The 26,779-nt window shown below is 68.8% G+C and carries 22 protein-coding genes and 9 pseudogenes; 13 read left to right on the top strand and 18 right to left on the bottom strand.

What is annotated here, in order from left to right:
- Positions 1-98: 98 nt before the first annotated feature.
- Both ACQPXS_RS00380 and ACQPXS_RS00375 read right to left on the bottom strand, forming a co-directional pair.
- Positions 99-2,003 (bottom strand): helix-turn-helix transcriptional regulator, encoded by a 1,905-nt coding sequence (locus ACQPXS_RS00380; RefSeq protein ID WP_433445872.1) that lies wholly within the window; start codon positions 2,001-2,003, stop codon positions 99-101.
- On the bottom strand, positions 1,954-2,820 hold the full coding sequence (locus tag ACQPXS_RS00375; protein ID WP_433445871.1) for an AAA family ATPase: 867 nt from the start codon (positions 2,818-2,820) through the stop codon (positions 1,954-1,956). Before ACQPXS_RS00375 ends, ACQPXS_RS00380 begins: the two co-directional genes overlap by 50 nt.
- 355 nt (positions 2,821-3,175) lie before the next feature.
- On the opposite strand from ACQPXS_RS00375, the gene ACQPXS_RS00370 reads away from it, so the two are divergent.
- Complete coding sequence (locus ACQPXS_RS00370) at positions 3,176-3,271, top strand: WhiB family transcriptional regulator (protein ID WP_433445870.1); 96 nt, start codon at positions 3,176-3,178, stop codon at positions 3,269-3,271.
- A gap of 66 nt (positions 3,272-3,337) precedes the next feature.
- On the opposite strand, the pseudogene ACQPXS_RS00365 reads toward ACQPXS_RS00370, so the two are convergent.
- The 8 genes and pseudogenes from ACQPXS_RS00365 to ACQPXS_RS00330 form a co-directional block, all read right to left on the bottom strand.
- Positions 3,338-4,293, bottom strand: a pseudogene (locus tag ACQPXS_RS00365) (NADP-dependent oxidoreductase).
- 227 nt (positions 4,294-4,520) lie between these two features.
- Positions 4,521-5,894, bottom strand: coding sequence for an aldehyde dehydrogenase family protein (locus ACQPXS_RS00360; RefSeq protein ID WP_433445869.1), 1,374 nt, complete (start codon positions 5,892-5,894; stop codon positions 4,521-4,523).
- A gap of 824 nt (positions 5,895-6,718) precedes the next feature.
- On the bottom strand, positions 6,719-6,979 hold the full coding sequence (locus tag ACQPXS_RS00355) for an alpha/beta fold hydrolase (protein ID WP_433445868.1): 261 nt from the start codon (positions 6,977-6,979) through the stop codon (positions 6,719-6,721).
- Positions 6,976-8,061 (bottom strand): MBL fold metallo-hydrolase, encoded by a 1,086-nt coding sequence (locus ACQPXS_RS00350; RefSeq protein ID WP_433445867.1) that lies wholly within the window; start codon positions 8,059-8,061, stop codon positions 6,976-6,978. The genes ACQPXS_RS00355 and ACQPXS_RS00350 overlap by 4 nt, the downstream gene beginning before the upstream one ends.
- Positions 8,062-8,864: 803 nt before the next feature.
- Positions 8,865-9,413, bottom strand: coding sequence for an alpha/beta fold hydrolase (locus ACQPXS_RS00345; RefSeq protein WP_433445866.1), 549 nt, complete (start codon positions 9,411-9,413; stop codon positions 8,865-8,867).
- On the bottom strand, positions 9,371-9,877 hold the full coding sequence (locus ACQPXS_RS00340) for an alpha/beta fold hydrolase (protein WP_433445865.1): 507 nt from the start codon (positions 9,875-9,877) through the stop codon (positions 9,371-9,373). The genes ACQPXS_RS00345 and ACQPXS_RS00340 overlap by 43 nt, the downstream gene beginning before the upstream one ends.
- Before the next feature lie 575 nt (positions 9,878-10,452).
- A complete protein-coding gene (locus tag ACQPXS_RS00335) occupies positions 10,453-10,800 on the bottom strand; it encodes a TetR family transcriptional regulator C-terminal domain-containing protein (RefSeq protein WP_433445864.1) in 348 nt (115 codons plus the stop codon).
- 206 nt (positions 10,801-11,006) lie between these two features.
- Positions 11,007-11,618 carry an FMN-dependent NADH-azoreductase gene (locus ACQPXS_RS00330; RefSeq protein ID WP_433445863.1) on the bottom strand — a complete coding sequence of 204 codons (612 nt, stop codon included), beginning with the start codon at positions 11,616-11,618 and terminating at the stop codon, positions 11,007-11,009.
- 710 nt (positions 11,619-12,328) lie between these two features.
- On the opposite strand from ACQPXS_RS00330, the gene ACQPXS_RS00325 reads away from it, so the two are divergent.
- Together ACQPXS_RS00325 and ACQPXS_RS00320 are read left to right on the top strand one after the other, a co-directional pair.
- Complete coding sequence (locus ACQPXS_RS00325) at positions 12,329-13,345, top strand: AMP-binding protein (RefSeq protein ID WP_433445862.1); 1,017 nt, start codon at positions 12,329-12,331, stop codon at positions 13,343-13,345.
- A gap of 35 nt (positions 13,346-13,380) precedes the next feature.
- Positions 13,381-13,956, top strand: coding sequence for a TetR/AcrR family transcriptional regulator (locus ACQPXS_RS00320; protein WP_433445861.1), 576 nt, complete (start codon positions 13,381-13,383; stop codon positions 13,954-13,956).
- Between the two features lie 431 nt (positions 13,957-14,387).
- On the opposite strand, the pseudogene ACQPXS_RS00315 reads toward ACQPXS_RS00320, so the two are convergent.
- Positions 14,388-14,940 (bottom strand): annotated as a pseudogene (locus ACQPXS_RS00315) (IS5 family transposase); the annotation flags it as partial.
- A gap of 167 nt (positions 14,941-15,107) precedes the next feature.
- Positions 15,108-15,509, bottom strand: a pseudogene (locus tag ACQPXS_RS00310) (type II toxin-antitoxin system PemK/MazF family toxin); the annotation flags it as partial.
- A 192-nt stretch (positions 15,510-15,701) separates the two neighbouring features.
- Between ACQPXS_RS00310 and ACQPXS_RS00305 the strand changes: the two are divergent.
- The 6 genes and pseudogenes from ACQPXS_RS00305 to ACQPXS_RS00280 form a co-directional block, all read left to right on the top strand.
- Positions 15,702-16,394 (top strand): annotated as a pseudogene (locus ACQPXS_RS00305) (IS701 family transposase); the annotation flags it as partial.
- 154 nt (positions 16,395-16,548) lie between these two features.
- Positions 16,549-16,905 carry a hypothetical protein gene (locus ACQPXS_RS00300; protein ID WP_433445860.1) on the top strand — a complete coding sequence of 119 codons (357 nt, stop codon included), beginning with the start codon at positions 16,549-16,551 and terminating at the stop codon, positions 16,903-16,905.
- A gap of 201 nt (positions 16,906-17,106) precedes the next feature.
- Positions 17,107-17,530 (top strand): annotated as a pseudogene (locus ACQPXS_RS00295) (3-hydroxyacyl-CoA dehydrogenase family protein); the annotation flags it as partial.
- Positions 17,531-17,745: 215 nt separating this feature from the next.
- Positions 17,746-17,868: pseudogene (locus ACQPXS_RS00290) on the top strand (IS21-like element helper ATPase IstB); the annotation flags it as partial.
- 148 nt (positions 17,869-18,016) lie between these two features.
- The gene (locus ACQPXS_RS00285) at positions 18,017-18,364 is read left to right on the top strand and encodes an SMI1/KNR4 family protein (protein ID WP_433445859.1); all 348 of its coding nucleotides are present in this window, start codon (positions 18,017-18,019) and stop codon (positions 18,362-18,364) included.
- Positions 18,365-18,367: 3 nt separating this feature from the next.
- Entirely contained in the window at positions 18,368-18,499 is a 132-nt protein-coding gene (locus ACQPXS_RS00280) for a hypothetical protein (RefSeq protein ID WP_433445858.1), read from the top strand.
- A gap of 586 nt (positions 18,500-19,085) precedes the next feature.
- Here the strand turns inward: ACQPXS_RS00280 and ACQPXS_RS00275 are convergent.
- Complete coding sequence (locus ACQPXS_RS00275; protein WP_433445857.1) at positions 19,086-19,334, bottom strand: hypothetical protein; 249 nt, start codon at positions 19,332-19,334, stop codon at positions 19,086-19,088.
- A gap of 254 nt (positions 19,335-19,588) precedes the next feature.
- On the opposite strand from ACQPXS_RS00275, the pseudogene ACQPXS_RS00270 reads away from it, so the two are divergent.
- Positions 19,589-19,747: pseudogene (locus ACQPXS_RS00270) on the top strand (ATP-binding protein); the annotation flags it as partial.
- Here ACQPXS_RS00270 and ACQPXS_RS00265 read toward each other — a convergent pair.
- A pseudogene (locus tag ACQPXS_RS00265) lies at positions 19,733-19,900 on the bottom strand (ATP-binding protein); the annotation flags it as partial. The pseudogenes ACQPXS_RS00270 and ACQPXS_RS00265 overlap by 15 nt on opposite strands.
- Before the next feature lie 422 nt (positions 19,901-20,322).
- Here ACQPXS_RS00265 and ACQPXS_RS00260 point away from each other — a divergent pair.
- Positions 20,323-20,715: an aldehyde dehydrogenase family protein gene (locus ACQPXS_RS00260; protein WP_433445856.1), complete on the top strand. Its 393-nt coding sequence runs from the start codon at positions 20,323-20,325 to the stop codon at positions 20,713-20,715.
- A 60-nt stretch (positions 20,716-20,775) separates the two neighbouring features.
- Here ACQPXS_RS00260 and ACQPXS_RS00255 read toward each other — a convergent pair whose 3' ends face one another.
- The 3 genes from ACQPXS_RS00255 to ACQPXS_RS00245 all read right to left on the bottom strand — a co-directional run bounded on the left by ACQPXS_RS00255 (position 20,776) and on the right by ACQPXS_RS00245 (position 24,039).
- A complete protein-coding gene (locus ACQPXS_RS00255) occupies positions 20,776-21,243 on the bottom strand; it encodes a hypothetical protein (protein ID WP_433445855.1) in 468 nt (155 codons plus the stop codon).
- A 318-nt stretch (positions 21,244-21,561) separates the two neighbouring features.
- On the bottom strand, positions 21,562-23,322 hold the full coding sequence (locus ACQPXS_RS00250; protein ID WP_433445854.1) for a S8 family serine peptidase: 1,761 nt from the start codon (positions 23,320-23,322) through the stop codon (positions 21,562-21,564).
- 204 nt (positions 23,323-23,526) lie between these two features.
- Entirely contained in the window at positions 23,527-24,039 is a 513-nt protein-coding gene (locus tag ACQPXS_RS00245; protein WP_433445853.1) for a hypothetical protein, read from the bottom strand.
- A 261-nt stretch (positions 24,040-24,300) separates the two neighbouring features.
- Here ACQPXS_RS00245 and ACQPXS_RS00240 point away from each other — a divergent pair, with 261 nt between their 5' ends.
- Positions 24,301-25,536, top strand: coding sequence for an IS110 family transposase (locus tag ACQPXS_RS00240; protein WP_433445852.1), 1,236 nt, complete (start codon positions 24,301-24,303; stop codon positions 25,534-25,536).
- A gap of 33 nt (positions 25,537-25,569) precedes the next feature.
- Here the strand turns inward: ACQPXS_RS00240 and ACQPXS_RS00235 are convergent.
- A pseudogene (locus tag ACQPXS_RS00235) lies at positions 25,570-25,940 on the bottom strand (helix-turn-helix domain-containing protein); the annotation flags it as partial.
- A gap of 118 nt (positions 25,941-26,058) precedes the next feature.
- Between ACQPXS_RS00235 and ACQPXS_RS00230 the strand changes: the two are divergent.
- Positions 26,059-26,610 carry a hypothetical protein gene (locus ACQPXS_RS00230; RefSeq protein ID WP_433455632.1) on the top strand — a complete coding sequence of 184 codons (552 nt, stop codon included), beginning with the start codon at positions 26,059-26,061 and terminating at the stop codon, positions 26,608-26,610.
- The last annotated feature ends 169 nt before the right edge of the window (positions 26,611-26,779 follow it).

Genomic DNA, 26,779 nt, shown 5'->3' with positions numbered 1-26,779 from the left:
GGCATGACTGAGGACAGGCACTCCGCGGCGCCGTCGTTCCCATGGACGGCACCGCGTGCGGGGCACGCACGTTGGACACATGGTGCCGTGGGGTGAGGTCACACCTCGTCGTGCGGAGCGGCGCTTGTGCCCCCGTCGAGGGCGTCGCGGAGCGCGGCGCGGCTGGTGATCCCCAATTTGGGGAAGATGCGGTACAGATGTGAGCTGACTGTGCGGGGGGACAGAAACAGCTTCGCACCGATCTCCTTGTTCGTCAGCCCGGTCGCCGCGAGTTCGGCGATCTGCCGCTCCTGCACGGTCAGCGACTGCCATCCCTCGCCGCGCGCGCCGAATGCGGCGCCGGCGGCGGCGAGCTCTGCACGGGCCCGCTCGGCCCACGGCAGGGCGCCGAGCTCGGGGAGGACGCGCAGGGCCTCCTTGAGCTGCTCCCGTGCCGCCCTTGTCTCATGGTCACGGCGCAATCGCTCACCGTAGGCGAGGCGGATGCGGGCGGTCTCGAAGGGGAACACAGCGGCACCTGGCAGCGCGAGAGCCCGCTGGTACAGGCTGGACGCCTGATCCTGTGAGGTCATGGCATGCACCGCAGCGGTGACGAGCGCCAAGCGCGGGGAAATGGCGGGCAGCCCGTCGTTGACGGCCGCCTGCACGTGACGGCGGGCCTCGTCGAGGTGTCCGCTGCGCACGGCCGCTTCGACGAAGTCCAGCAGGGTCCGCGGTGCCTGCTGGTTGTGGGGTGCTAACTCACCGGGTGCCGTGATGCAGGTCGCGAAACGGTAGGCGGCCGTATAGTCGGAGCGGGCCAACGCCGTCATCGCACCGACGGCGTCCGCGTACTGGGTCAGGTATCCGATCCCGCGGGGCCGGGCCCAGGCCTCCACCGCCCTGCGATGACCGTCGGCCGTGCCGGTGTCGCCGCGGCAGGCGGCGACCATGGCGAGGAACGCGCGGTACTGATGGTCGAAGAGCGCGTAGCCGTGCCGTGCGGTCAACTCCAGACCGCGGTGGCCCGTCTGCTCGGCGTCGGCCCAGCGGCCCGCCCCCATGTGGTCCAGCATCACGAGTTGGAGCAGGGTCATGGCGTTTCCGGCGGCGCCTGCCTCTCCTTCCCGGGCCACCAGGCGGGTCAGGAGGGTGCGGAACTCGTCGAGTGCGTCGAGATAGTAGGCGCTGACCAGCAGTCGCATGGCGTCCCACGGTCGGTCGGACGTGGCACGGACGAACTCCTGGCGCAGGCGCTCCACGCCGCCTGCGCCCCGGCGGACCACGTCGCCCCACGTGTCGCGGTGGAGAAGGCTGGCCGACCCCGCGGGATCGGCGGGGTCGCAGAAACGGTCCACACAGGACTCGGTGATTGTCCAGGTGGCGGTGTCGGCCGCGAAAAGGGAGATCACCAGCAGGAGGTTGATCAATCGCTCCACCGTCCGCTTGTCCCGGACAGGGGCCATCCCTTCCAAGGCGGCGACGACTTTACGATGCGTAGTGCGCACCTCACCGTCCCGGTACAGGGCGGCGTAGCACTCAGCGATGATCACATCGGTTTGGACCGTGCCCGCACTCTCCGACAGGTGTTGTGCCCGTTCGAGCTGGGCCGACTGTCCGGCGACGAAGGCCGCCTCCGCCAGCCGCCGGGAGCGCTGATCCGGTCTCTCACTGAGCTGCGCGGCCCGCTCCAGCCAGCTCACCGCGACGGAAGAGGCTCCTCGCCTGGTCGCTGCCTCGGCGGCGTGCTCCAGCAGCGCGGCGACCTTCTCGTCCGAATCCATCGTCGCCACGGCGAGGTGGTGCGCCCGCCGCTCCTGGTCGTCCGGATAGAGCTCGGCGAGTTCAGCGTGGGCCGCCCTGCGGCGGTTGGGTGAGGAGAGCTGGACGACCGCGGAACGGACGAGTGGGTGCCGGAAGCCGAGCTGGCCGGTTGCCGAGTCGACCACCAGCAGACCGTGGCCGATCGCCTCGTCAACATCGCCCAGCCGTCGTTCCAGTGCGGGACGGCGGGGCCCGGCCACGGAGGCCAGGCCGTCCAGGGCGGCCAGCAGCAGAGCCTCCTGGTTCGGAGATCCGGTGTGCGTACAGACTCTCCAGGCGGCGCGTGAGGGGCAGCGGAGATGCTTGTTCGGACGGGGCCGCAGGCATGCGCCCGGCCGTTTTGGGCAGCTCGATCAGCGCGAGTGGGTTGCCCTCGGCCCAGCGCAGCACGCGCTCACGGGCGCGCGGGTCGAGGTGGCTGCCGGTGCGCTCCAGCAGCGCTGCCGCCTCCTGCCCGCGCAGCGGTCCGACCTCGATCTCCTCGAGCCCGGCGTCGTCGAACGCAGACGGCATGTCCGCCCGTACGGTGATGGCGCCGCGGCCACCGACCGCACCGGCCCGGCGCATCACGAACGTGCAGACCCTGGCGCTTTCGCTGTCGAACCAGTGCGCATCGTCGACCGCGAGGAACAACGGCCGATCCTCCGCTGCGGCGGCGATGAGCGAGAGCGTCGCGCCGGCGACCTCCGCCATGCCCAGAGCCGCCCCCGCGCGCATGCCTGTGACCTGGTCCAGGATCGCGTGCGATGTAGCGGGCACGTGGGCACCGTACGGCAGGAGCAGCTGGTGCAGACCGGCGAACGGCAATTTGGACTCCGCCTCGACGCCGGAGGCGCCGATGACTCGCAGTCCCGCCTCGCCGGCCAGCGACATGGCTGCCTGAAGCAGCGCGCTCTTGCCCGTGCCCGCTTCGCCGCGCAGCACGGTGAAGGCCTGGTGCGAGGGAGCCGTCAGCACCTGCTCCAACCGCGCGAGCTCCCCCTGTCGCCCAATGAGCCGATGCTCGTCGCGCGCCACTTGCTACCGCCCCGTCCGTTCCGACGCCTCACCACCTGCGGACACGTGGGCATCGCCGGTGGTCAGGACACGGTAGCGCGGGTAAGGGGCGGGTGCGATGAGACGGTCCTGGGCGGTCGCCCGGCAACAGAATCGGAAGAGGTCGGCCCTTCTTCATGGGCCTCAGCACGCGTCTTCGGTGCCTTTGGTGTGGCTGGGTCGCAGCAGGACAGTCGGGCTTGTACGGGCTCCTGCGGCGTGACCTGCAACCAGAGATTCAGGTGCGGTCCAGACATTCCTGGCCGGAGCTGACATCGAACGACTGCTCTGACCACTGCATCCGGGAGTCGGCCACGGCCGCGTAGGCAGGGGCTCTTTGGCCCTACGGCGCGCTCGTGAAGAGCGGGCGCGAAACGTCTGCATGAGCTGCCCGGTCCGGGATTCATGCAGCGGCCTATGGGCGCGGTCATGATGGTTGCGCCGGAAATGGGTCATGGGCAACCGGGCGGTCGACCCGGTGACCCATGAGCTCACCGATTCAGGAGGTGCTGTGGTCCTCGCTCACCTGGATGACGATCTTGCCACGGGGGTGCTCGGCCTGCAGGTCTTCGTAGGCGGCACGGGTCTCGGACAGGGGGACGACACGGTCCACGACCGGTGTGAGGCGGCCGTCGTCGATCAGCGCGGTGACGGACTCCAGCCGGCACGGTCCGGCTCGACGACGAAGAACACTCCCCGGGCTCCGCGCGAGGCGGCGTCCTCGGGATTCGGTGGCTGCACGATGCTGACCAGGGTGCCGCCCGGGCGCAGCGCCGCCCACGAGCGGGCCTGCGTGTCCCCGCCCACGGTGTCCAGCACGATGTCGGCGCTGTCCACGCGGTCCTCGAAGCGCTCGTCGACGTAGTCGATGACCTGGTCGGCACCGAGCCGCGAGACGAATTCCCGGTCGCGGGCGGAAGCCGTTGCCGTCACGCGTGCGCCGAGCGCCGCGGCGATCTGCACGGCGAAGGAGCCGACGCCTCCGGCACCGCCGTGGACCAGGACGTGCTGCCCCGACGCCAACGAGGCCTTGCCGACCAGCGCCTGCCAGGCCGTGAGGGCCGCCAGCGGGACGGCCGCCGCACCGGCATGGTCCAGCCGGGACGGCTTCGCCGCCAGCGCGTCCGCGGGAACGGTGACGTACTCGGCGGTGGCTCCGTCACGCGTGAACGGGATCAGCCCGTACACCTCGTCTCCCGTGGAGAGGCCGGTGACCCCCCGACCGACCTCCGCCACGACTCCGCTGACCTCGTGCGAAGGGATGACAGGCGTTCGGTCCCTTCCGCTCCCGTCGAAGCTGTCGGTCCAGGCGGCGTCCCAGGCGAGCTCGCCGTTCGTAATGGAGGCGGCGTGCACGGACACGAGTACCTCGCCCGCGGCCGGTTCGGGACGTGGCGCGTTCTCGTACACCAGCTGCTCCGGACCGCCCCGCTTGTGGGCTCGTACAGCGCGCATCGTGGTCATCAGTCCGTCACTCCTTGCGATCAGGTGGTGCTCCCGGACTCGGTCTCGTGCTCTTCTGGGACGTCCGGGGCCCGGTGGTTCGTATCCATGATTCAAGCGATGGGAGCGGGTGGCTTCCGTCATATGGCTGAAATCGGCGGGGGACGAGGCGAGGCGCGGTGCCGTACAGGGATGCAATGGACTCATGCCGACTCAAGTAGCATCTCGTGGCGGAATGCCTACAGTGAGTGGCGCGATTCTTTGGTCGCGAAGTTTTCTCGTGCGGTCGGAGTGGCGATGTGGCGCGAGTTCCCTCCGATCGAGCCCGGACGTGAGGGCTGGGCCGCCACCACCGAACGCCGATGGCTGAACGTGACGACGCTGTGCCGGCCGTGGTAGCTGCCCAAACCACTTTCTCCCACGCCGCCGAAGGGCAGCTCCGGGACGATGAACTGGGCCATGGGCAGGCCGAAGGTGATGGCGCCGGAGGTGGTCTCGGCGAGCAGGCGCTCCCGGGTGGAGGGGTTGTTGCTGAAGGCATAAAGACCCAGCGGTGCGGGCCGGGAATTGATGAAGGAGATCGCCTCGTCGATGTCCTCGACCGTCAGCACGGGCAGGATGGGGCCGAAGATTTCCTCCTGCATGACGGGCGCGTCCGGTGCCACGTCCGCCAGCACGGTCGGGGCGATGAAGCGGGTCGTGGCGTCGTGGTCACCGCCGGTGACGATGCGGCCCGACGCCAGCAGCCCGACCAGGCGCCGGTAGTGCCGGTCGTTCACGATCCTCGCGTACTCCGGGGCGAGCGCGGGGTCGGAGCTGTACGCCGAGTGGACTGCCTTGGCGAGAGCGTCCTCCAGCCTCGGAGCGGTCTGCCGGTCGGTCGGGACGTAGTCCGGCGCCACGCAGGCCTGCCCGGCATTGATGAACTTGACCGCCACCAGCCGTGAAGCGGCCTGCTCCACATCGCTGTCGCGGTCCACGAAGACTGGTGACTTGCCACCGAGTTCAAGGGTGACCGGGGTGAGGTGGCGGGCCGCGGCGGCCATGACTGTGCGCGCGACTGCGCCGTTGCCGGTGTAAAGGATGTGATCGAAGCGCTGTTCCAGGAGGGCCGTGGTCTGCGCCGGGCCGCCCTCCACGACGGCGACTGTGTCCGGCTGCAGATAGCCGGGCAGTAGCCGCGCCAGCAGGCTGGACGTGGCGGGGGCAAGCTCGCTGGGCTTGACCACCACGGTGTTGCCGGCCGCGAGCGCCCCCGCCAGCGGCACGACGGCGAGGTGAAGCGGGTAGTTCCACGGTGCGATGACCAGCACCACGCCCAGTGGCGTCAGCTGCGTCCAGGCCTCGGCCTTTCCCAACTGCTGCGGTACCTGGACGGATTGGGGCTTCAGCCAGTCGTCGAGGTGGGCCAGGATGTAGTCGATCTCGCGGATGGCGTAGTCGATCTCGGTGTGGTGTGCCTCCACCGGGCCCTTGCCGAGATCGGCGTGGAGCGCCTCAGCGAACTGCGGCCCCTGGTCCACGAGCATGGCGCGCAGGCGGCGCAGATGATCCTTGCGACGGGCTGTCGGTCGGTGAAGCCCGCTGAGATGGGCGGCGCGCAGCTGAGCCACGATCAGGGATGGAACAGGGCGAGCCGCGAGGTGTCCCGACGCAGACTGGTCCTCGGTGGTGGCCTCGCTGCGATGGCCTGCAGCGCGCGGGCGGCCTGCACCGGGCGGCGCGGGCGCGTGCCGCCCGGTGTCGCCGGGCTGCGCCGCGCTCGCCCGGCGGGCGGAGGGGGAAGCAGCTATCCATGTCGCGGCGGGCGGCGTGCCGCTGTCGGTCCTGGTGGGCGGCGCGCGGCCGAGGGGAAGAGTTCATGGAAACGGCCATCTCGGAGCAGGGTCGAATGAGGTCAGGCAGCCTCGTCCGACTCAACGGCGGCCCTCACCTCCGTAGCGCCCCGGGCGCCAGGTATCCGGACCCCGGCTCCAGCGCCCGCAGGGTCCTCAGCTGCCCGTTCAGGACACTGGTGCGGACGAAGTCATCACCTGTCAGAGCGTGCAGAGCCCAGTGGGTCGCGACACAGGTCTTGGAAACGGCGGTGCGCAGCGCGGCTGAGCGGGGTGACGAGCACGGGCCCGGCTTCACCAGGCGCCAGCAGCTTTTCCAGGCGACAGGCGCAGGCGATTCCCGCGAAGCCGCCACCGACGACGAGGATGCGGGTTGGGGACATGCCGACTCCCTTCCTGGACGGTCGGGCCACCTGGCCGAACCGGCGCTCGGTCAGCGCGGGGCGGCTCTCCGCAAAATTGTGTGAGAAGCATCCGGAGTGGCTTGAGTCGGATGACTGCGGATGCGGAATGCAGTACGGGCGTCGGGACGGCCGCCCCAGTCCGGACCGGGAGAGTGCAGGGTCCCGGTGCGGGAGACGTACGAGTTCCGCGCCGGTGTGTCAGGCGAGGAACTCTCTGCGCAGCCGGGCGGTTTCGAGAGGCCGCTCCTCGTAGAGCCAGTGGCGGCAGTCGTCGACGATCAAGCCCTGGACGTGCCGGGCATACTGGCGCACCTGGTCCGCGACGCGTGTGCCGTGGCTCGCTGCCGCACCGACGGCCAGAACGGGCATCTCAAGGGGTGTCTTGCCGAATTCCGCGTTGCCGGCAATGCCTTGGCCGAAAGCCTGCAGCCAGGCGAAGCTCGGTGCCTTGGGGTTCATGCGTGGATCCCGAACGGGCCGAGCACGTCGGAGTCGATGCGGAGCGATTCGAGCAGCGCGGCGGCGTTGTCCACGGTGAAGACGTCGGCTGCGGCCAGAACCCCCAGATACTTCTCGGTCACCGGGGCGGCCGCGTGCTCGGCGACGGCGGCCAGGTATGTCTTGAAGATGGCCCAGGAGTTGCCGGACGGACCGTACTTGGCGAAGTACGGGGTTGGGTCAAGGCCGGTGAGAGCGGCGCGTGTGCTGGCGGTCAGGTCGTCCATGTACTGCTTCTGCGTCTCCGCGTCCGAGCGGTGGCCCAGGCGCCCGAGGTGGCCGCCGACGAGTGTCAGCCAGGGGTAGCTCAGCGCCGTGTCATGGGCCTTGATCCAGCCGGGGATGTCCTGCGAGACGGCGAGTTCCTTGAAGGGGACCCAGCCCGGGTAGACGACGTCGACCAGCATCAGGGTGCGGTAGTCGGGCGCGTACACATAGATGTTGTCCGGCGAATGGTTGGGGCCGTGGTACGCCAGTTCCAGGCGCTCGCCGCCGACCTCGACGGCCAGGCGGTCCTCGAAGACGGTGGTGGGCACCGGCCGCTCGGGATCGGCGTCGCGGCGCAGGAGGCGACGGTTCTCGACATGGCCGATGCGCTCGACGTCCTTATCCCACAGCCCGGCGGCGCCAATGTGGTCGGCGTGGGAGTGCGAGTAGACGAGATGCGTGACCCGGTTCGGCAGGCCGAGCGGTCCGGTGACGTCGTCGATGGCGCGCTGCAGGTTGTGGCCGATCGTGGGCGGCGCGTCGACCAGCACCACGCCCTCACGGGTGGCGAGGAACATCGCCTGGTAGCTGCCGTCGGTGACCCAGTACAGGGCGCCGCCGATGCTGCCCACGTAGTAGCCCTTCTCGTTCAGCGCCGGTCCGAAGGCCTGGCTGGGCACGGAGGCGAAGTCGGGAAGGTCGGGGCCGTCGGCTGCGCGGGCGGTGCCGGGCATGGCGCCGCCCAGCACGGCGGCGGCAGGCAGAGACGCGGCCAGCGCGGCACGCTTGAGCAGCGCGCGTCGGGCACTCCATCCGGAGGTGTCGGCGGTTGTCACGAGAGGTTCCTTTCGGTCGGGGTGCTCGCCGTGGCGGCCACGGCGAGCAGAAGGATCAGGGCGAGCAGGAGAGCCGAGGCGATTCCGGCAGGCAGGGTGAGTGCGCCCCGTGGTCGTGGATGCCATGGGCCACCGGGTGGTGTAAGGGCTGAACGACTCGCCCGGTGTCCATGACGCCGGCAGTGGCCGCCGGCGCGGTGGTGAAGGGGAGTCGGTCATCGCCCGTGAAGCTCTTCGTGTTCCGTACGACAAGGTCGGCAGGCTGTGCGGGCGTTCCGGCGACGAGACCTGCGACGGGCAGGGATGTCATCTCTGGCTCCGCTCACCGTCAGCTCCTGCCGCTGCTGGTGCGGCCTGGGCTGCCACGCTAGGTTCGAAGCGGCTGCGCCGACTTGAGTCATACGACTGCACCGGATCGGCGTGCGCGGCGTACGTGCTCGGACCGTCATGCCGCAGCCGTATCCCACGGACGACGACCCGTTCCTGTGTGCGGTGGCAATGACCGGCCGGTCCGCGACGTGCAAAACGCACGTTACGTAGCGGTGCCCGCGTGCCGGCGCATGAGCCCAGCCATCTCCCGCAGTGCGGCTGGGTGCTGGACATGCGCGACCGTCGACGGCGGTTGGGGTGACCTGGTCACTGCCTGCCTGGACTGGCTCGCGAAGGCAAGGTGTGTGTTTCCGGAAGGGCTTCCCGGTGTGCCCGGACGGCTGCCAGCCATTCGAGGACTTCCGCCGCGAGCCACAGGAGGCGGGCGCGGACCTGGTGGTCAGGGCCCGCCTGACGGTTGGCCGTCTACCCCATCACCTGCCCAGGAAGTCCAGCAGGATCTTGGTGGCCGCGGCCGGCTGCTCCTCGTAGATCCAGTGGCCCGAGTTCGGCACCACCGCGCTGCTGACGTTGGTGGCGTACTTGCGGACCTGCTCGGGGACGAGGTCACCCAGGCTGTACTGGGCGCCTATGGCGAGGACCGGCATGCTGAGCTTGTTCTTGGCATAGCCCGCGTCGTCGGCGACGTCCTGGTTTATGGTGCGGAACCACTTGAAGCTGGCGCTCAGGTGCGCGGGGTCCTTCAGATAGGTGCCGTAGACCGAGGCGTCCTGGCGGCTGATGCCGCTCTTGTCGTGCTCCAGCATGTCGCTGAAGCTGGCGACCCACTGGGTCTCACGGCCGCGAACCGTCTGCTCGGGCAGGCCGTTGGTGACGTTGAAGAAACCGAAGTTCCACAGGCCGGGGCCGGATTGGGTCAGTGCCGGCCAGTTGAAGATGCTCTGGTCGGGGATCGGGGCCTCGCTCAGCACGAGCTTGGTCACGTCCTGGGGGTGGGCGGCAGCGTAGGAGTAGGCGACCATGGTGCCGATGTCATGGCCGACCAGCCGGACGGCCTTGTCCCGTGCAGCCGTACCAGCAGCCCGTGGATGTCGTTGGCCAGGGTCTTCTTGCTGTAGCCGGTGGCAGGTGCGTCACTGCGGCCGGCGCCGCGCAGGTCGGGGGCGATGACGTAGTAGTGCTTGCTCAGCTCGGGAAGCACCTTGCGCCACTCGTACCAGGTCTGCGGGTAACCGTGCAGCAGCACCAGGGTCTTGCCGTGTCCGCCGGCTATGTAGTCGATGTGGACGTCCCCCGCCTTGACCCGGTGCTCCGTGAATCCAGCCGGGAGCTTCTCGCCCCCCGGGTCGGTGTGCCCGGTGGCACTGCTCGACACCGTGGCCGCCTTGGCCGTGGAATCGTTGGCCGATGCGGGAAGCGCCGTGGTGACCAGGGCGGCGACGACGGCGGTCGCGGCCAGAGCGGGAATCAGGACCTTGTTCATCATGTGACTCCTTAGTGAGACCCGGGCCAGCACTCGGCCCGGACGTGACGCTGCTGTGAATGGATAAAGGTGGGTGGGGGAGGGGGACGGCACGCGGTCAGGCGAGGGCGGCCCGGAAGCTCCTTGAGACGGTTTCTCTGCGCCCGCTGCGCTGAGCGCTGCCACGCACCCGGCGCCAGGCCCGCCGTATGAACGGCCCACCCACAGGGCCAGACACAAGCGTCGGCGGCCCGGAAACCTCTGGGACCCTGAGGATCTCGACACACGGTCACCGTTCCCTTGCTCACGACGGTCGCGACACCACCGCCGTCCCCGTAGTTCATTACGAAACAGGTGAAGGCCCACAACGGGGGAGTCGGCAGCCGTCGGCCCACCAGCTCCACGGCCTAGCTAGTCACCAGGGTGACCCCGTCCGCCCGGATCCGGCTGCCCAGCAGCTGATGGCAGCTGCTGGGCAGCGAAGACGGCCGCTGCGGCGGTCCGCACATGGAAGTGGTAGAGCGGTAGGCCGGTGCGTGCCGTCACCGCCACATCCTCCAGGCGCGATTGTTCAGGAGGATCCGGGGCAGCAGCTCCGGTCAGTCCAGGGCGGTCAGAGCGTTGGAGACAGCACTCTCCATGAATGCCCGGCCGACGTGAGCCTTGCCCATGACATGCCTCCCTTGGATGAAGGCGGTAAGGAACCGGGCCAGCCTTGCGGGGTCCTTGTCGGTGGACAGCTCCCCACGCGTCTGCGTCCGCTCCAGCGCCCCGGTGATGGCGCTCTCCACCAGGCGCAGCGTCCCTCCGACGCGGTCCACGGTTGGCGGATCGGCGGAGGGCTCGGTGGCGGCATTGACCAGGAAACAGCCTTGTTCGGGGGCGCACAGGTCCTCCTCGGCCATGGCCATGAGTGCCGCTCGCAGCGCGGATCGCACGTTGGCCACCGACTGCAGTTCGGCGATGAGCGCTCCGGCGTTGTGGGAGCAGTACTTCTTCCGGGCCGGGGCGTAGAGCTTTTACTTCGAGCCGAACGTCGCGTAGAGACTGCCGCTGCCGCTGGGAAAGCCGGACGGCGCGGCAGCCGAGGGAAGCCGGCTGCTGGAGCAGTGCTTTCTCGGCTGCCGCCGGATGGCCCGTATCCCTCGCCGACTCAGAGAGCCTTGAGGGATGCAGCAATGGCCTGGTCGGCCTCGGTGAGCCCGGCCTCGACCTGCTCGGGGGTCTGTCCGCTGACGGCGATGAACTCGACGTCGGTGATGCCGATGAAGCCGAGGATGCCGCGCAGGTAGGGGGCGTGGAAGTCCATGGCGGCGAAGGCGGGGTTGCTGAAGTCGCTGCCGGACACGCGCGCGATGACCGCCTTCTTGCCGGCGAGCAGACCGCGCGGGCCGTCCGCCCCGTACGCGAAGGTGCGACCCGCCATGCAGATCTGGTCGATCCAGGCCTTGAAGGTCGCAGGAACACTGAAGTTGTACATCGGTACACCCAGCACCAGCACGTCGGCGGCCTCCACCTCGCTGATGAGTGCGGAGGACGCGTCGACTGCGGCCTGCGTCCGCGAGGTGTGGTACTCGGCCGGAGCGAAGACGCCGGTGACCCAGTCCGCCGAAACGAAGTTCGGCACGTTCACGGTTACGTCCCGGTAGGTCACGGTGCCCTGAGGGTTCTGCCGGCGCCATGCGGCGACATACCGAGCGCTGATCTGCCGGGTGAGGGAGTCAGCGCCGCGCGAGCTGGAATCGATGTGGAGCAGGTGAGGCATGTCTCTTCCAGATGTTTAGGATTGACCATTCCATAATCAGGATGTGGAGACGGAACGGCCATAAGGGGTGGAGGAATGGTGGGCCACCAGGATCGTCGAGTGTCGTAAGGCAGTCGACGGCAGCATCGGGGAGCCCGGAGGTGAAGCGCTCTGGCTTGCCTGTTCCTTCACTGTACCCAATAAAGTTCAACAGTCAACTACTCGCCCTCGGTGGTGCACGAAGGGGACGGCCGGAAGCTGTGCGCGCCCCCGGGGTGTCGTAACCGGCCGGTAGCGGAGTCCGGGGTGTCTCCTACTTGCCTCGCTTGACCACATGCCTCCAGCCTGCCGACGGATGGCACAGCGGGAATCGCATTCATGAGCGCTTTTGAGATCGGCCCTGAACGCCGATGCTGGTGGTGAAGGTCACCAGCGAAGCTGAAAGCCGCAGAGGGGCATCTGCACCAGCATGGTGGGGCATCTGCGGCGGATGCGGCGCTGAGCAGTGACGGGGCAGCCGGCGCGGTGCACTCGGTGTGCGTCCATGCCCGGTGCGCACCGGCAGGCCAGAGGTCTTCCACGCCCCAGCCCACACCCGCGGCGCTGTCATTCAGCCCCTTGCCGGCCTGGGTCCGGGCGTCTCGGTACCGTGGACGCCCGGGCGGCGACCTCTGGTCGGGCATGGGGCGTGATCGCGGGGGAAGCGATGGCCTGTCGGCTCGTTCTTCCCCTTGGAGGAAACTCGGGCGTGCCGGCGGCGCGGTGGTGGTGCTCGACGGCTTCGACGCGGCCGAGGTGCTGGAGACCATCGAGCGCGAGCGCATCACTCACCTGTATCTGCTTCCTCCGCTGCCCTGTGCCCTGACGGACCATGCTGCCACCCGCGCAGCAGACCCTCCAGCCTGGCGGCGATCATCTATGGCGGGACGCCGTCCTCGCCGACAAAGATCGCTGAAGCCATCCGCCGCTTCGGCCCGGTACTCATCCAGTTCTATGGCCAGAACGAGGCGGGAGTGATCAGCGCGCTCACTCCCGCCGAACACGATCTGCTGCGCCCCGAGCGGCTGCGCTCGGCGGGGCGGCCCCTCCCTCACGTGCAAGTGACAATCCGTGACACGGAAGGCCGGACCCTGCCAATCGGGAGCACCGGGGAGATCTGCGTGCGTTCGGCAACCGTCATGGAGGGCTACTGGAAGCAGCCCCAGCTGATCGCGGAGGTGTTGCGGGACGGATGGCTGCACACCGGCGACGTCGGATTCATGGATGCGGACGGATACCTGACAGTCGTCGATCGGTTCAAAGACCTCATCATCGTGGTCGGCGGCCACGTGTATCCGACCGAAGTGGAAGACCTGCTCAACTCCCACCCGCAGATTGAACAAAGCGCAGTATTCGGGGTCCGCGATGCCGACGCCGTAGAGCGGGTGTGCGCCGTCGTGGTGCCGGCCACGGGCAGCAGCACCCTCACCGGCAGCGACGTACAGGCCTTCGTCACCAGCCGCTGGGGCACCATGTACCGGCCTACTGAGGTGGCGCTGATCGACCGCATGCCGCTGACCGATTCTGGCAAGCCCGACAAGCCCCGCCTTCGGGTCATGGTCGAGCAGGGCATCCTCTCCGCAGGCCCGGTGCCAAGAGTGCCGACCCGGCATGACCGCGCGTCCGGGACCGCATGTGCGAGCAGCGCGCCGAAACGCCTCGCGTCAGCTAGACCTAGCTGCGCAGCCACCGACGCAGACAAGAAGTAGTTGATTGAACATTCCACAACTGGTACGTTGCCGATATGGCAAGACCTCGCGAGTTCGACGTCGACCGGGCGGTTGATCGGGCGATGGAGCTGTTCTGGCGCCGCGGCTACGCCGCGACGTCGCTGCAGGACCTGATGTCGGAACTCGAGATCGGCAGCGGCAGCCTGTATGGGGCGTTCGGCTCCAAGGACGGCCTATACGAGCGGGCCCTGGAGCGCTACTGCTCACAGCAGGCCGAAGGCCTGATCTGCCGCCTGGAGGAGGCCACCGAAATCCGTCCCGCCCTCGCATCTGTACTGACGGAGATGGCGGAAGCCGACCTGGCCGATCCCGGACGGGGTTGCCTGCTGGTCAATTCCGCCACGGAGCGCAGCGACGACCCCGCGACTGTCGAACGGGTCAGCGCCACCCTCCGGCGCGTGGAATCCGCACTCGCTGGAACGCTGGAACGCGCCCAGGCGCGAGGAGAGCTGGGTCCCGACAAGGATCCCGCGCGCCTCGCACGGTTCCTGACCACCTTCATCCAGGGGCTGCGCGTCATGGGACAGGCCCGCGCCGACCGGGCGTTCCTCGAAGACGCCGTGAACACCGCCCTGCGTTCCCTGGACTGATCGCCAACTGCACTAGAGATGCGGGAAGTTCGGCTCAGGTCGGCGGGATCAATGGCAGACCACTTGAGCTGGTGGTCCGGGACGCTGCGGCCGATCCGGAGCGGGCCGCGGCAGGCGTGGACGAAACTGGCCAGCTTGGGTGTGGCCGCCGTGGCGGGCGAGTACCAGCCGGGGGTCCACCGCCGCGCAGGCGCGGCGGCCTTCCGGAGACCGAGATCGTCGCGGTGCGCGTCGAGCAAGGCGCACAACTTCGTCGGCGCCTCCTCGTCTCCGGCCTGCGCGGTTTGTGCCGGACCGCCTGGTGACCCATGACGTCGCCCGTACCGACGCAGCCGCCCGCTGCCTCATCAGGGACGCAGTCACGGCGGCCGACTGAGCTTGTGCCCCCCGCTTGGTGGTGGTGGCAGGGCGTACGACCTGCAGATCACTGGACCGGGGGTGACGATCAGGGACAACGGTTGGCAGCGCCCGTCGGTGCTCAGGTGGATCTTGCTGGTGAAGCCGCCCCGCGAGCGGCCCAGGCCCTCGCCTCCTGCACCACCTCCACCAGGCGGTCGACCAGGCTCTGCCACACGGTCTCGGCCTGGTGTTCTGTCACCTCGTCCCCCTTTGAGGTGACGGGCACGGGAGGGGGTCGGTGCGGGCGCCGGCGGCATGATGGTGCGCGCGCACGTTCGTGGAGTCGACCGAGATGTCCCAGACGATGTCGTCAGCCGCGTCCGCCGCGGCCTGGACCTGCTGCAGAAGGCGTTCCCAGGTGCCGTCGCCGGACCATAGCCGGTGACGTTCGTAGACCGTTTTCCACGGCCCGAACCGCTCCGGTAGATCTCGCCACTGCACCCCGGTCCGTACCCGGTGCAGAATCCCGTCGATCACCTGCCGGTGGTCACGCCACCTGCCCCACCGACCGTTGCTCACCGGCAGGAACGGCCGCAGCTTTTCCCACTCGGCATCCGACAGATCACCACGCTCACCCCGCCTCATGCTGGGGCCAACGATGTGAACTCGGCAGGGTCACATGATCGGCGGGACAGCTCCTAATACTCCAGCCGTAGATCGTGATCTCGATGGTGAGGGGCGCCGAGGCGACAGTCGGACAGCGTCGACCATCTGGCCGAGACGGCCCACGCCGTCGGCTCCTTCTCCCCCCACCCGAGTTCACCGAGACGGAGGGCGTCCCTTATCTCGCTGAGCTTCGCGGTCGCCGCCGGGGTCTGCTCCTGCGCTTGTTCAGCGAGTCGGAGGGCATCGTCAATCTCGCTGAGCTTCGCCGAGGACAGGACGGCCGCCCGCTCTATCAGGTCGTCCCGTGACACAGTGGTCAGCCACGTGCAAGGGGTGAAGCCTGGACGCGGGAACGCGAGCCGCAGCACGCCTTCGAACGGCACTCCTTCACCGGCGCCCACCATCACTTCGATGCCCAGACCGCTAATGTCGACGCCCGCCGGAGCGACGACCTGCATCACCCGGATCCCGGACGCGTCGTCTCCCGACAGCAGTACGACCAACCTCCGCTCGTCGAACTGGACCCACCAGACTTCGCCACGTTGCACAAGTCCTCCAGACATAGGACGGCAGACAGACGCTGCGCGAGCCTGACGCGCTGTGGAGACGGGTGCGGCCACCGTTGATCATCGGTGTGTGAAGACTGAAGATCACGCGGTGGCCGCAGGTCACAGCGTAAACCCTGCCCACTGGCAGGAGGCGTTCGAGGGCCTGATGAGCCGGATAGCGGGACGGTTCACGCGGGTCGAATCCCCTACGGCGGCAACCCGAGGCTGCGCGCCGCGCTGGAGGAACGCGGCACCGGCTACGTCCTAGCGGTGGCCTGCTCGCACGAAGTCACCACAGGCGCCGGGAAGTTCCGCGCGGACACGCTGGCCAGAAAGGTGCCCAAGAGGGCCTGGCAGAAGCTGTCCGCAGGGGTCGGAGCCAAGGGCCACCGCTTCTACGACTGGGCCGTCATCGACCTCACCGACCCCCGGCCCGGGAGCCAGCAGTTGCTGATCCGCCGCAACCGCAGCACCGGCGAACTCGCGTACTACCTCTGCTACTCGCCGGCCGCAGTGCCGCTGACCACCCTGGTGCGCGTCGCTGGATCAAGGTGGCGGGTCAAGGAGTTTTTCCAGTCCGGCAAGGGCTTGGCGGCCTTGGACGAGCACCAGGTCCGGCGCTACTCGTCCTGGTCCCGCTGGGTCACCATGGCCATGCTTGCGCACGCCTTCCTCGCCGTCGTCCGCGCGAACGAACACGACCGTCATCCCTCACCCGACGAGCTGATACCGCTCACCTGCAACGAGATCCAACGACTGTTCATCACGCTCGTCATCCAACGCGTCTTTGACCCTGTCCACCGGCTTGGCTGGTCCGTCTGGCGACGCCGCCACCAGGCCCGATCCCAGACCAGCCACTACCGACGACAAGCCGCTCGAGCATGAAGATCACGATCTACGGCTGGAGTATTAGCCGTCGGTGGTTGTCAGCGTTGGTCGTCGTTGAGCGCCCCCGCACGGCCCAGAGACGGCCCGGAGCCCGGGCATCGAGCGAGGTCCTCTCGGCAGGGCGTCGGTGCCTCGTGAGAGTCTCGCGGGCATGAGCTACGACTTGGCTGTCTGGGAAGGCGAGAGACCGGCGGACGACAAGGCCGCTGGCCGGGTCTTCGAAGACCTCTACCTCCGCTACATCGACTCGGATACCGACCACCCACCGACTGAGCGCATCGCGGCTTACGTCGCCGGGCTCCTTGAGCGCTGGTGCGACTTGACCGAGGACGAGGATGACACCTCCCCCTGGTCGACCGGACCCTTGATCGGTGAGGCCAGAGGCCCACTGATCTACTTCCCGATGCGCTACAGCATGGCCGAGGAGGCCTCCACCTTCGCAGCGTCCCTGGCGCGGTCCATGGGGCTGGTCTGCTTCGACCCCCAATACGACAAGCTCCGGCCCTGAGACGAGCGGCAGAGGCGTGCGGCCACCGGGGTAGCGCCGCCCCGTGGACTGGGAAGCTTCCCTGCAATGGCCACGGTGTTGAAGCTGTGGCCTCATCCTTATCAGGTCGATCACGGGGAGACTTCGACCTCGGCCAACCCGCTTTGTACCTCGACCGGCTGTCCGCTGAGGTCCAGCGTCGACCGCCGCTGTTCGCACCTGTTGCTCCCCCTGGTGGAACTCGTGCCGTCTCTGCTGACCGGCGAGGACACGCAGCGGCGTGCGGAGCACTTCGTCACCGCGGTGCTGGGCAAACACATCATCCGTTCCACCGACCGCGCCGGCTTCGTGGTGAACGCGCTGCTCATCCCGTATCTGCTCGCCGCAGTCCGGATGCTGGGGTGCGAACTTCGCCTGCGCCGCGGACATCGACCAGGCCATGGTGCTCGGCTGCGCGCACCCGATGGGCCCGCTGGCGCTCGCCGACCTGATCGGGCTGGATGCGACGCATGCGATCGCCGAGTCGATGTACGCCGCGTTCAAGGAACCGCTGTACTTGCCGCCTCCGCTGCTGCTGCGCATGGTCGAGGCCGGTCTGCTCGGCACGAAGAGCGGCCGGGGCTTCCGCGACTACGCGACCGCGTAGGCCTCGGCGGCGACCACTCGGCTCTGACAGCAGCGCCGGGTGGTCCGCGGCCACCGTGCGGGGGCCTGGAGCGATCTCGGTGAAGCCCCGCGTCCCGGGACGAATGGGTGCCCGCTCGCCGTGAGTGAACCGCTCTGCTACGAGCTGCGCCGGTCGGCCGAGATCGGCTGGCAACTGCTGTGAGACGCCGCCGACCTGCTCTCGACCCAGGACACCGGCTCTGCGCGGCCATCGTCGACCGCCTCACCTTCAATGGCGCCATCATCGAGACCGGCACCGGCTGCTGTCGCCTCGCCGGCACACCAGCCCGGGCTGAGGAACCCGCCGAGGTGGGCTGAGTGCGATAGCTGCCGATCTTGGCGTGAGGGACGAGGGGTTGAGCGGCATCGGGACGAAGGCCGGTGCTAAAAGTTTGTTGTATGTGGGTTCAGCGGGTGATCGAACTGACCGGGTGGGAGCCGCGGGTTCTTTGTCGGCTGGGCGGCGATGGAGGGAGAGCTGGGGGCCCCGCTGCCGGCGGACTACAAGGAGCTCTACGAGGTGTTCGGCGGCGGCGTCTTCGGTGATTCCGTCTACTTTCTGGGGCGCGAGGAGGGCCTCGCGTTCGACTTCCTAACACAGTGGCGGGTCTCCCTGTCGGTCGACCAGGACAGCGGGCTCGGAAGGGTCTCCGCCGTCGAGCCCTATGCGATCTACGCGCCGGGCGGCAAGGGGCTGGTTGAGTGGGGCTCCACCGAATGGGCCGAGGAGTACTTCTGGCTGATCGATGCCGAGCGGCCGGGTGAGCACCCCGTCCTCGCGCGGTCCCATGACGTCGGCGCATGGCACCGGTAGGACATGTCCACCTCGGAGTTCCTCTACCGCGTCCTTGCCGATGCCGATTTTCGACCTTTCGGGATCGCGCAGTACGACCTCGGCACGACGTTCCAGCCCGGCTCCGTCGGCCCGATCGACGGCCGGCCACTGTGACGAGAGGCCGGCTGTCCCGCGTTCGTGGGACACGACAGTGCCGTCGTTTCTCATCGAGATCCGTGAGTCAGGTGATCACCAACGGCTCCAGGGCCTCGGGGGCGTGGACTTGTCTGATCAGCAGTGTCTGTCATCCCTTCGGGCGGATCCGCTCCAGCGCCTTCGTGCCTGATCAGTGGGGTGCTTGTTGTTCCCGGCAGGATGGCGGGCATGGGCCGCTGGGTGTACGAGTTCTCGGGTTGCCCCGACTCGGGGGACTACCGGCAGATCGCGGATGATCAGGAGCCGGGCGAGGTGGTGCTGCGTGAACGTCCGGGCGGTCTTGGCGTCGTGGCGGGGTGCGTGCGGGAGAGCGTTGACGGCATGATGATGGTGGCCCGCTTGGGTGGCTTGCGGAGACCCGTCCGTGGTGGCATCGGCGGTGCTGCAGGTATCCGGACGTCCTGTCCTCACACGGCGGGATGCGTGAGCGGTGGGTGCGGGCAGCGAGCCGGCTGCCGGCGAGTTTGCTTGAGGGGCGTGCCGAGCCTGCTTTCGAGACTGCCGTCGTGGCTGTGCGCGACGGTCGTCGCGCACAGCCGTTCTCCTACTCCTCTGTAGCGGTTTCTTCGGCCTGGGTTTCTTCGGCTGTGGTGGGGGTTGGTTCTTCGGCTTCGGTTTCTTCGGCTTCGGTGGGGGCTGGTTCTTCCTCTGCTGCTGTTTCCGTCTCCGCCGCCTCGGGGGTCGGCTCTTCGCCCTCCGCGGGGCCGGTCTCAGTCGTGGCCGGTGACTCCTCGGGGGTGGTCTCCGCCTCTGTTCCTTCGGTCGCAGTGGGTTCCTGCTCGGTGTCGCTCACGTGTTCACCGCCTTCCCGTACTGGCAGGCAGGAAGAGGCTCGGGTGTCGCCTGGTCGGACGACCGTCATGACGCGGAATTCATTACTCATGATGTCACCGAATCCGCATGATTTGAGGCATATTGCGAGGAGGTCAGGAATACTGCGAACCGTGCCGTAGGCCGCTGTGATCGACCCCGACGGCGGGCGGCGGGGTCGGACGCGGCGACACGTGCGGTGAGTGTCGATGCTCGCGAGGGGCACGGAAAGGGGGACTCGTTAACGAGCTCGTCGAGGCCGTCGACGAGAGGCAGTTGACCAAGACCATCGCCCGCTACGGCCGCGTGGATCTCCTCGCGATCGATGAGCTCGGCTCCATGGAACTGGACCACCGCGGCGCCGAACTGCTGTTCCAGGTCTTAACCGAGCGGGATGGGACGGGCGAGGCGGTAGGAGTCGGTGCCGGTCTCGATGATGGTGCCGCCGAAGGTGAGCCGGTCCACGATCGCTGCGCAGAGCCGCGGATCGGTGAAGGTCCTCGTCCAGCCTCCGAACGATGCGTTGGAGACGACGGCCACGGACGCCTTTCCCCAGGAACCAGCAGGTCGGGGGCTTGGGCACCCTGGTCACAACCGCTGCACAGATGCAACCCGCCGCTCCGGCGAGGGATCCGAGCCCGGCTCTGTCCAGTACTCCCGGCCACCAATGATCTTCCCGTCCCGGACCGTCCGGAGCGAGTGTTCTGCACTCCGGGCGTGCGCGACGGCTTCGTCGCCGTCTTGGCCATGGAGGCGGCCCGCTACCGCCCGGACGACGGCGCCCCGATGGACCCGGGGGTTATCGCGCGGCAGCTCGCCACGGTCGCCGCCGCCATGGAGCAGGCCAGGGTCGAGGGCGTGACCGTCGCCGGGGGCGGCGAGGTCCCCGAGGGGCTGATGCTCGCCCCGGCCGTGCTCTGCGGCCTGGGTCAGGAGAGCGCGGTCGGGGCGCGAGGGGATCTTCGCCCCCGGTGGCCGCGGTACTGTCCGCGGCGAACCTGGACGACGCGGTCGACTTGGTCAACGACTCCCGCTACGGCCTGGCCGCGGGCATCTGCACCCGCGGCCTGGCCGCCGCCCATTGCTTCGCCGCGGCTGTCCGCGTGGGGGTGGTCAGGGTCAGCCGGCCGGCCACCGGCTTGGATCTCAACGTGCCGTTGGGCGGCGTCGGCGACTCTTCCAGTAACACCTTCCGCGAGCGGGGCGCGGTCGCGGTGGACTTCTCCACCTGGTCCACGTCGGCCTCCTCTTGGCTGGGAGAGCCGGCCAAGAGGGGGCCGTTGGATGTCTCACGGCCTCCTGCCTGGATCTCGTGGTGTTCCTTTGAAGCCGCCGGCGTGGACGACCCAAGTGGCAGCCGCTGAAGGACGTCATGCTACTGAACTTGAACTTGTGATGTCGGGTTCCTCGCGGGCTGACCTGTGTCAGATGTGGGCCCTGACTTGCAGCACCGGATGTTCGAGCGCATCCCCGATGGCAGTCAGTTCCTCGTCGCTGAACCAGACGCGCTCTGGGTTCCAGATGGCGATCTCGAATCGGGCAAAGCCACAGGGCCAGTCGTACTCCAACTCGTCCAGCGAGGTCGCAGCGCCGCAGCAGGGGACCACCACGGCGAGGGTGGCGAAGCCGTCGTCGCAGTGAGCTTCGAGTAGGTCAGCCCACCACTCGGTGTCGATCGACGCGCCGCATTGGGGACAACCGATCTTCTCCAGATTCTGACCACAGTCGACAACGGTGAGTGCGTCGTGCCAGGTGACGTCAATCTCGACGTCGACGCCGTCGGGGAGCCCGGGGGCCAGGTCCTCCACGAGCGCCGCAGCACGCTCAGCCGCGGCCTGCTCAGGCTGCCAGTGCGGGTCGGTCGGAATGACAGAGAGGACATCGTCACTCACGGGCTCACTCGATTCGTCAGGCGAAACCTCATCCGGGCGACGCGATGTTACCGAGCGCGCATTCGGGTGACAGGTTCCCCATGCTGGTCACGCCTCGAAGGCCGCTCAACGCTCAGCCGAACGACCCGACATCACCCGATCAAGTTCAGTAGCCGCGGTGTGTGAGCGGTTGCCTGGCGTGCCGGGGCCTGGTGGTTGAGGGTGTGCACGGTCTGGGTGCGCGGTCTGTTCGGTTGACCGGGTCCGGCCGCTGTTTTGCGCGCCCCCTGCCGTCCGGGGGGCGGTGGGGCGGCAGGGGGGTGTGGTCGGTTCGGGTGGTCAGGTGCGCCGTCCGGTGGCTGTGTAGTGGTCGGTCTGTTGCCAGGTTGCGGGGATTCCGAGTGCGGTGGGGGCGTCCGCGATTCCTGCGCCGAGGCGCGGGTCGGTAGCGGGCAGGGGGCGGCAGGCGGTGCGCATCAGCTGGTAGAGGCGGTCGGCGCGGGCTGCGGTGCGCGGTACTGCTTGGGTGCGCAGGTGGTCGTGGTGGGCGAGCAGCAGCGCCGCTAGCCCGGTGACGTGGGCGGCGGCGATCGCTGTGCCGTCGGCGGCGGTGTAGCCGTCGCCCAGGCTGGTGGTGATGACTGCCGCGCCGGGTGCGACCAGGTCCACGCCTGGGCCGGTGGGGGTGAAGGGTGCCGGGAAGGGGCCGGGCCAGGGCGGTTGTACGCCGGTGAGCGGGTTGCTCGGGGGGTAGGTGCCGGTGTGCGCGAGTGCCCCCACCGCGAGGATTCCCGGCAGGGTGGCGGGCTGGGTGAGGGGGCCGGCGGTGTCGCCGGCCGGGGCGATGATGGTGATGCCGGCGGCGTGTGCGTCGGCGAGTTTCCAGGCGGCCAGCTGGGAGCGTACGGGGTAGGCGAGGCTGATCTGGGCGATGTCGATGGTGTGGGTGATGCAGTAGTCGACTGCTTCGAGCAGGTCGCTGAGGTGCCCGCCGGGGAACAGCTTCAGGGCGTGCACCTCGGCTTCCGCTGCGATTCCGGCGATGCCGGCGTTGTTGTCCGCGGCGGCGATGATGCCGGCGCACCAGGTGCCGTGCCCGCATGCATCGAGGCCCCAGGTGTCGTTGTGGGCGCTGGTGAAGTCGTGCCCGTGCTTGACGGTGTCCTTCAGGTCCGGGTGGGCGGTGTTCACCCCGGAATCGAGCAGCGCGATTTTGATGCCGTGGCCGCGGTAGGTCGGGGGGATCTGGTGGAGCCGCATCGCCTGGACGCCCCAACTGGTGAGCGCCTTGCCGGGAAAGCCCTCGAACGTCTCCGACAGCGCCTGCACCCTCACCACCGTCTCCTGCCCGCCCGCGGGTTGGGGGGTGCCGGTGCGGGCCGGCCAGTAGCCGGCCACCGGGCGGACGTAGAGGGCCTGCAGCGTTTCCGGGGTGTCCGCGGCCAGGGTCAGCGTCAGCCGCCCGTCCGGGTCGGTGGTGCCGTGGGCCGGGCCGCCGGTGCCGATCGCCCACACGTGCGCCCCGGCCACCGCCTCCCCGTAGCCACCCACCACCCGCAGCGTGAGCTGCTCGGGCTCCTCCAGTGTGATCGCCAGCATGGGGTCGATCATCGGCGCCGGGCCGATGCCCACCGACGGGGTGGGGGTGTAGGAGAGCGGCTGGTCGATCTCCACGACCACCTGTGGGTTCTGGGCCAGGGCGCGGGCCCGTTCCTGCGGCATCCTCACGACCGCGACCGGGGGGCAGGCGGGGTGCGGCTCCGCGATGGTTCCCGCACTGCGGGAACGCGGCGGGCGCAGCTGTGCCACCGGCTCCACTTCGGGGTCTTCCTCCAGCAGCCTGAACAGCGCCGAGGCCTCGATCGGCGGCACCCCGCCCGCAAGCAGCCCCACCGGCCGGGGCGCCACCAGATACCGGCCCCACCCCGCCCGCACACGCTGACCCGGCACACCGGCCTCCGGCGCCGCGCGGCGTTCGGCGCCCGTGCTGTGAGGCCCGCCCGCCGCCGGCTGCCCGGCCTCACCCGCCGCGCCCTGCGCACGCGGGGTCTTGTTCTTGCCGTTGCCCGGCTTCATACCGTTGCCGCCCTGCTCACTCATACAAGCCAACCGCCATCTCAGATACGAAGAGTCGTCGTACACACGCCCTGGATCCATACGCCGCCGGCCGGGAAGCGGGGGCGATGGGCTGCCCGGCCGGCCATCGCCGCACCGTCGCCTCGACGTCCCGGCGCGGCGGGGTATCCGGCCGGGCAGGCCCGCTTCCCCGCACGCGAGGAAGAGCGCGCTGCCCGGCCGGGTGTCTCACAGGCCCAGAGGCGGCAGCTGCCCGAACTGCGGCTGCAGCCCTGGGAACTGGCCGAACTGCTGCTGGCCGAAGCCGCCGCCCCACGGCTGCTGGCCCTGCTGGCCCTGCTGGCTCTGCTGCACCAGCGTCAGGATCGCGGTCGGCAGCGCCTGCTGCACGGACTGCTCCACCGCGCTGCGCACGCCCTGCTGCAGCGTGTGGTGCAGCGCGACGGCCAGGTAGGGGTGCGCCTGGTGGGCCAGGCCCTGCTGCTGAAGCTGCTGCTGGACCTGCTGGATGTGCTGCAGCGTCTGCTGCAGCCGCTGCGCGATCTGCTGGCCCGCCTGCTGGCAGGCCTGCTGGATCGCCTGCTGGACCACCTGCCCGATCTGCTGCTGGCCCATCTGGCCCCAGGGCTGCTGCTGGCCGAACTGCGGCTGCGCCATCGAGGGCTGGCCGAACATCTGCTGCTGGCTGTACGGCTGCTGGGTCTGCGGCTGGCTGATCTGCTGGGGGGTGTACACGGACATGCGGAACTCCTCCTTGAGCTCTCCGGGAAACAGGGAAGAACGGCGCACCGGACAGCCCTGGACGCCGTCACCGAGCAGCAAACCACCACCCGACCAAGAACACATTCCTGGACATACCGCCAAGCGGTGGAGTACGTCACCGCGCCGGCCGTCACCGCAGTCACGGCGCCCGCCCCGCACACGCATGGCGACGGCACCGGGGCCAGTAGCCGCGTGCTCCGTCCGGGAAACGACGTGCACGACAAAAGGGAGGTAGAGAGGTTGAGCGCGATCTTCTGCGGCATCGACTGGGCGGAGGGACACCACGACATAGCCCTGGTCGACCAAGATGGCAGCCAGTTGGCCAAGTTGCGGATCAGCGACGACAGCGCCGGCTTCCACGCCCTGCTGGAACTACTGGCCCGACATGGCGACAGCGCCGAGAACCTGATCCCGGTCGCCATCGAGACTCCCCGTGGGCTGCTGGTCGCCTCGCTGCGAGCCACCGGCCGCAAGGTCTATGCGATCAACCCCTTGGCCGCCGCACGCTACCGCGACCGCGGCAGCGTCTCGCGGGCCAAGTCTGACGCCGCTGACGCCCGCGTACTGGCCAACATTCTCCGCACCGACCGGCACTCCCATCGTCCGCTGCCCGCAGACAGCGAGGCCGGGCAGGCCATTGCCGTCCTGGCCCGCGCCCAGCAGGACGCGGTCTGGGACCGACAGCAGATGGTCAACCGACTCCGGTCCCATCTGCGCGAGTACTACCCGGCCGCCCTCACCGCCTTCCACGGACAGGGCAAGCCGGGACTCGACTCCGCACACGCACGCGCGGTGCTCACAGCCGCCCCCACCCCGGCCGCTGCGGCCCGACTCACCCGCAGCCAGCTGCGCGCACTCCTCACCCGGGCAGGCCGCCTGCGCCGCGGCATCGAAAAGGAGGTCGAGCGGCTCCGGGAGATCTTCCGCGCCGAGCAGCTTCACCAGCTGCCCCTGGTCGAAGAAGCTATGGGGCACCAGACATCGGCACTTATCCAGCAGGTCAACGCTGCCTGCAGCAGTGTCATCGACCTCGCGGCGGCGACGGAGGAAGCATTCCTCGCACACCCGGACGCCGACATCATCACCAGCTTCCCAGGGCTGTCCGTGCTCTCCGGGGCGCGAGTACTTGCCGAGATCGGCGACGACCGCTCCCGGTTCGCGGACGCGAGGGCGGTCAAGGCGTACGCCGGCGCGGCACCCGTGACACGCGCTTCAGGTCGTAGCCATGTCGTCGTAGCCCGGACCGTCAAGAACCAACGACTCGCCAGCGTCGGCTACATGTGGGCCTTCGCCACCCTCCGCACCGACGCTCCACGCGGCCATTACGACAAGCGACGATCCGGCGGGGAACGCCATACCGCCGCACTGCGGAACCTGTTCAACAAGCTCCTGGGCTGCCTCTACCACTGCCTGCAGAACAGAACGACATACGACCCTGACCGGGCCTTCCCAGCCCCTTTGCCCCTCACCGTCTGAGCACTGACTTGACCTCTCAACGACATGAGATGTCTTCGACTGCTCGGCCACTGCGTGGTCACGCGTGGGGACCAAGGTGCCGTCCACGATGAGCACGGTGCCCTTGCGGAACCGCCGGCGCGCTCTCAGCGCGAGCAGCGGTGCCAGGCGGTTGATGATGCGATCGGCCGCGGACTTCGAGATGCCGAACAGCCGCGCCAGCTGCGCAGTGTCACGTTCGTGCGCCAGTACGCCGCGACCAGCAGGACACGGTCCTCCAGGGGCAGGCCCCACGGTCGGCCTCGGCGGACCGCGTCCGCTCCCTCACGGTGCAGGGCGGACACCAGCTTGCCGAAGCAGCGTGGGCTCAACCCCGTGAACAGGCCTGTCCAGGACGGCTGAGACGCCGTGATCACTGCTGCCACGTCAAGATCGTCCCACCACCCCGGAGCCAAGAGCTGCGGAGATCAATACCCGCCAGAAATGTGTTTGGCGGTCTCGTCACCGGCCGGTACGGTGCGATGCAGAACCAAGGGGGATGAGCTGGTGCGACCAGTGCTGTTAGTGGACGTGGACGGACCGCTGAACCCGTATGCCGCCAAGCCGCACCGTCGGCCCGAGGGCTATCAGACGCACCGCCTGCTGACCCCTCGCTGGGAGGCCGCCGAGCGGCGCCGGCTGACTGAGTGGGGGCTGCCGAACAAGCCCGTGAAGCCGCTGCGGGTGTGGCTCAACCCCGATCACGGCCCGGCGCTGCACGCGCTTCCCTTCGACCTGGTGTGGGCGACAACGTGGGAAGAAGAAGCCAACGCCTTCGTCGCACCAGTCCTGGGATTGCCCGAACTGCCCTTCATTCGCTGGCCTTCGCGGCGGCCCGAGCCCGGGGGCGGTGTGTTTTGGAAGACGCCTGAGATCGTCGCTTGGGCGCAAGGCCGTGCGTTCGCCTGGGTCGACGACGAGATCACAGAGGCGGATCGGACCTGGGTGATGGAGCACCACGACGGTCCCGCCCTGCTGCACCGGGTCGACCCGCGATGCGGCCTTGCCATCGACGACTTCGCCACGCTGACGGCATGGGCAACCGGCCTTGACTGACACCGCAGCCGTTCGACAACCGGCTGCGACACCGTCTGCGTGATCGTTACGGGACAAGTCTTAGCGCCCGTTGACGGCCATGAGTTCGTCGTGGCTGCCGTGTTCGACGAGCCGTCCGCTGCGGTGACAACCCAGCTCAGCCGGCGTGGTCACCGAGGATCATCAGATG

Origin of the sequence: Streptomyces sp. CA-142005 (assembly GCF_050942335.1) — a bacterium.
Taxonomy (GTDB): Bacteria; Actinomycetota; Actinomycetes; order Streptomycetales; family Streptomycetaceae; genus Streptomyces.
Note: the sequence above shows the minus strand (reverse complement) of the source record. Positions and strands in the feature narration are given on the sequence as shown.

Excerpts from the sequence above, each read along its gene's own strand:
- ACQPXS_RS00355 (WP_433445868.1), bottom strand. The coding sequence starts at position 6,979 with ATGAACCCCAAGGCACCGAGCTTCGCCTGGCTGCAGGCTTTCGGCCAA.
- ACQPXS_RS00345 (WP_433445866.1), bottom strand. The coding sequence starts at position 9,413 with ATGGTCGCCTACTCCTACGCTGCCGCCCACCCCCAGGACGTGACCAAG.
- ACQPXS_RS00340 (WP_433445865.1), bottom strand. The coding sequence starts at position 9,877 with ATGATGAACAAGGTCCTGATTCCCGCTCTGGCCGCGACCGCCGTCGTC.
- ACQPXS_RS00330 (WP_433445863.1), bottom strand. The coding sequence starts at position 11,618 with ATGCCTCACCTGCTCCACATCGATTCCAGCTCGCGCGGCGCTGACTCC.
- ACQPXS_RS00320 (WP_433445861.1), top strand. The coding sequence starts at position 13,381 with ATGGCAAGACCTCGCGAGTTCGACGTCGACCGGGCGGTTGATCGGGCG.
- ACQPXS_RS00300 (WP_433445860.1), top strand. The coding sequence starts at position 16,549 with ATGAGCTACGACTTGGCTGTCTGGGAAGGCGAGAGACCGGCGGACGAC.
- ACQPXS_RS00285 (WP_433445859.1), top strand. The coding sequence starts at position 18,017 with ATGGAGGGAGAGCTGGGGGCCCCGCTGCCGGCGGACTACAAGGAGCTC.
- ACQPXS_RS00280 (WP_433445858.1), top strand. The coding sequence starts at position 18,368 with ATGTCCACCTCGGAGTTCCTCTACCGCGTCCTTGCCGATGCCGATTTT.
- ACQPXS_RS00250 (WP_433445854.1), bottom strand. The coding sequence starts at position 23,322 with ATGAGTGAGCAGGGCGGCAACGGTATGAAGCCGGGCAACGGCAAGAAC.
- ACQPXS_RS00245 (WP_433445853.1), bottom strand. The coding sequence starts at position 24,039 with ATGTCCGTGTACACCCCCCAGCAGATCAGCCAGCCGCAGACCCAGCAG.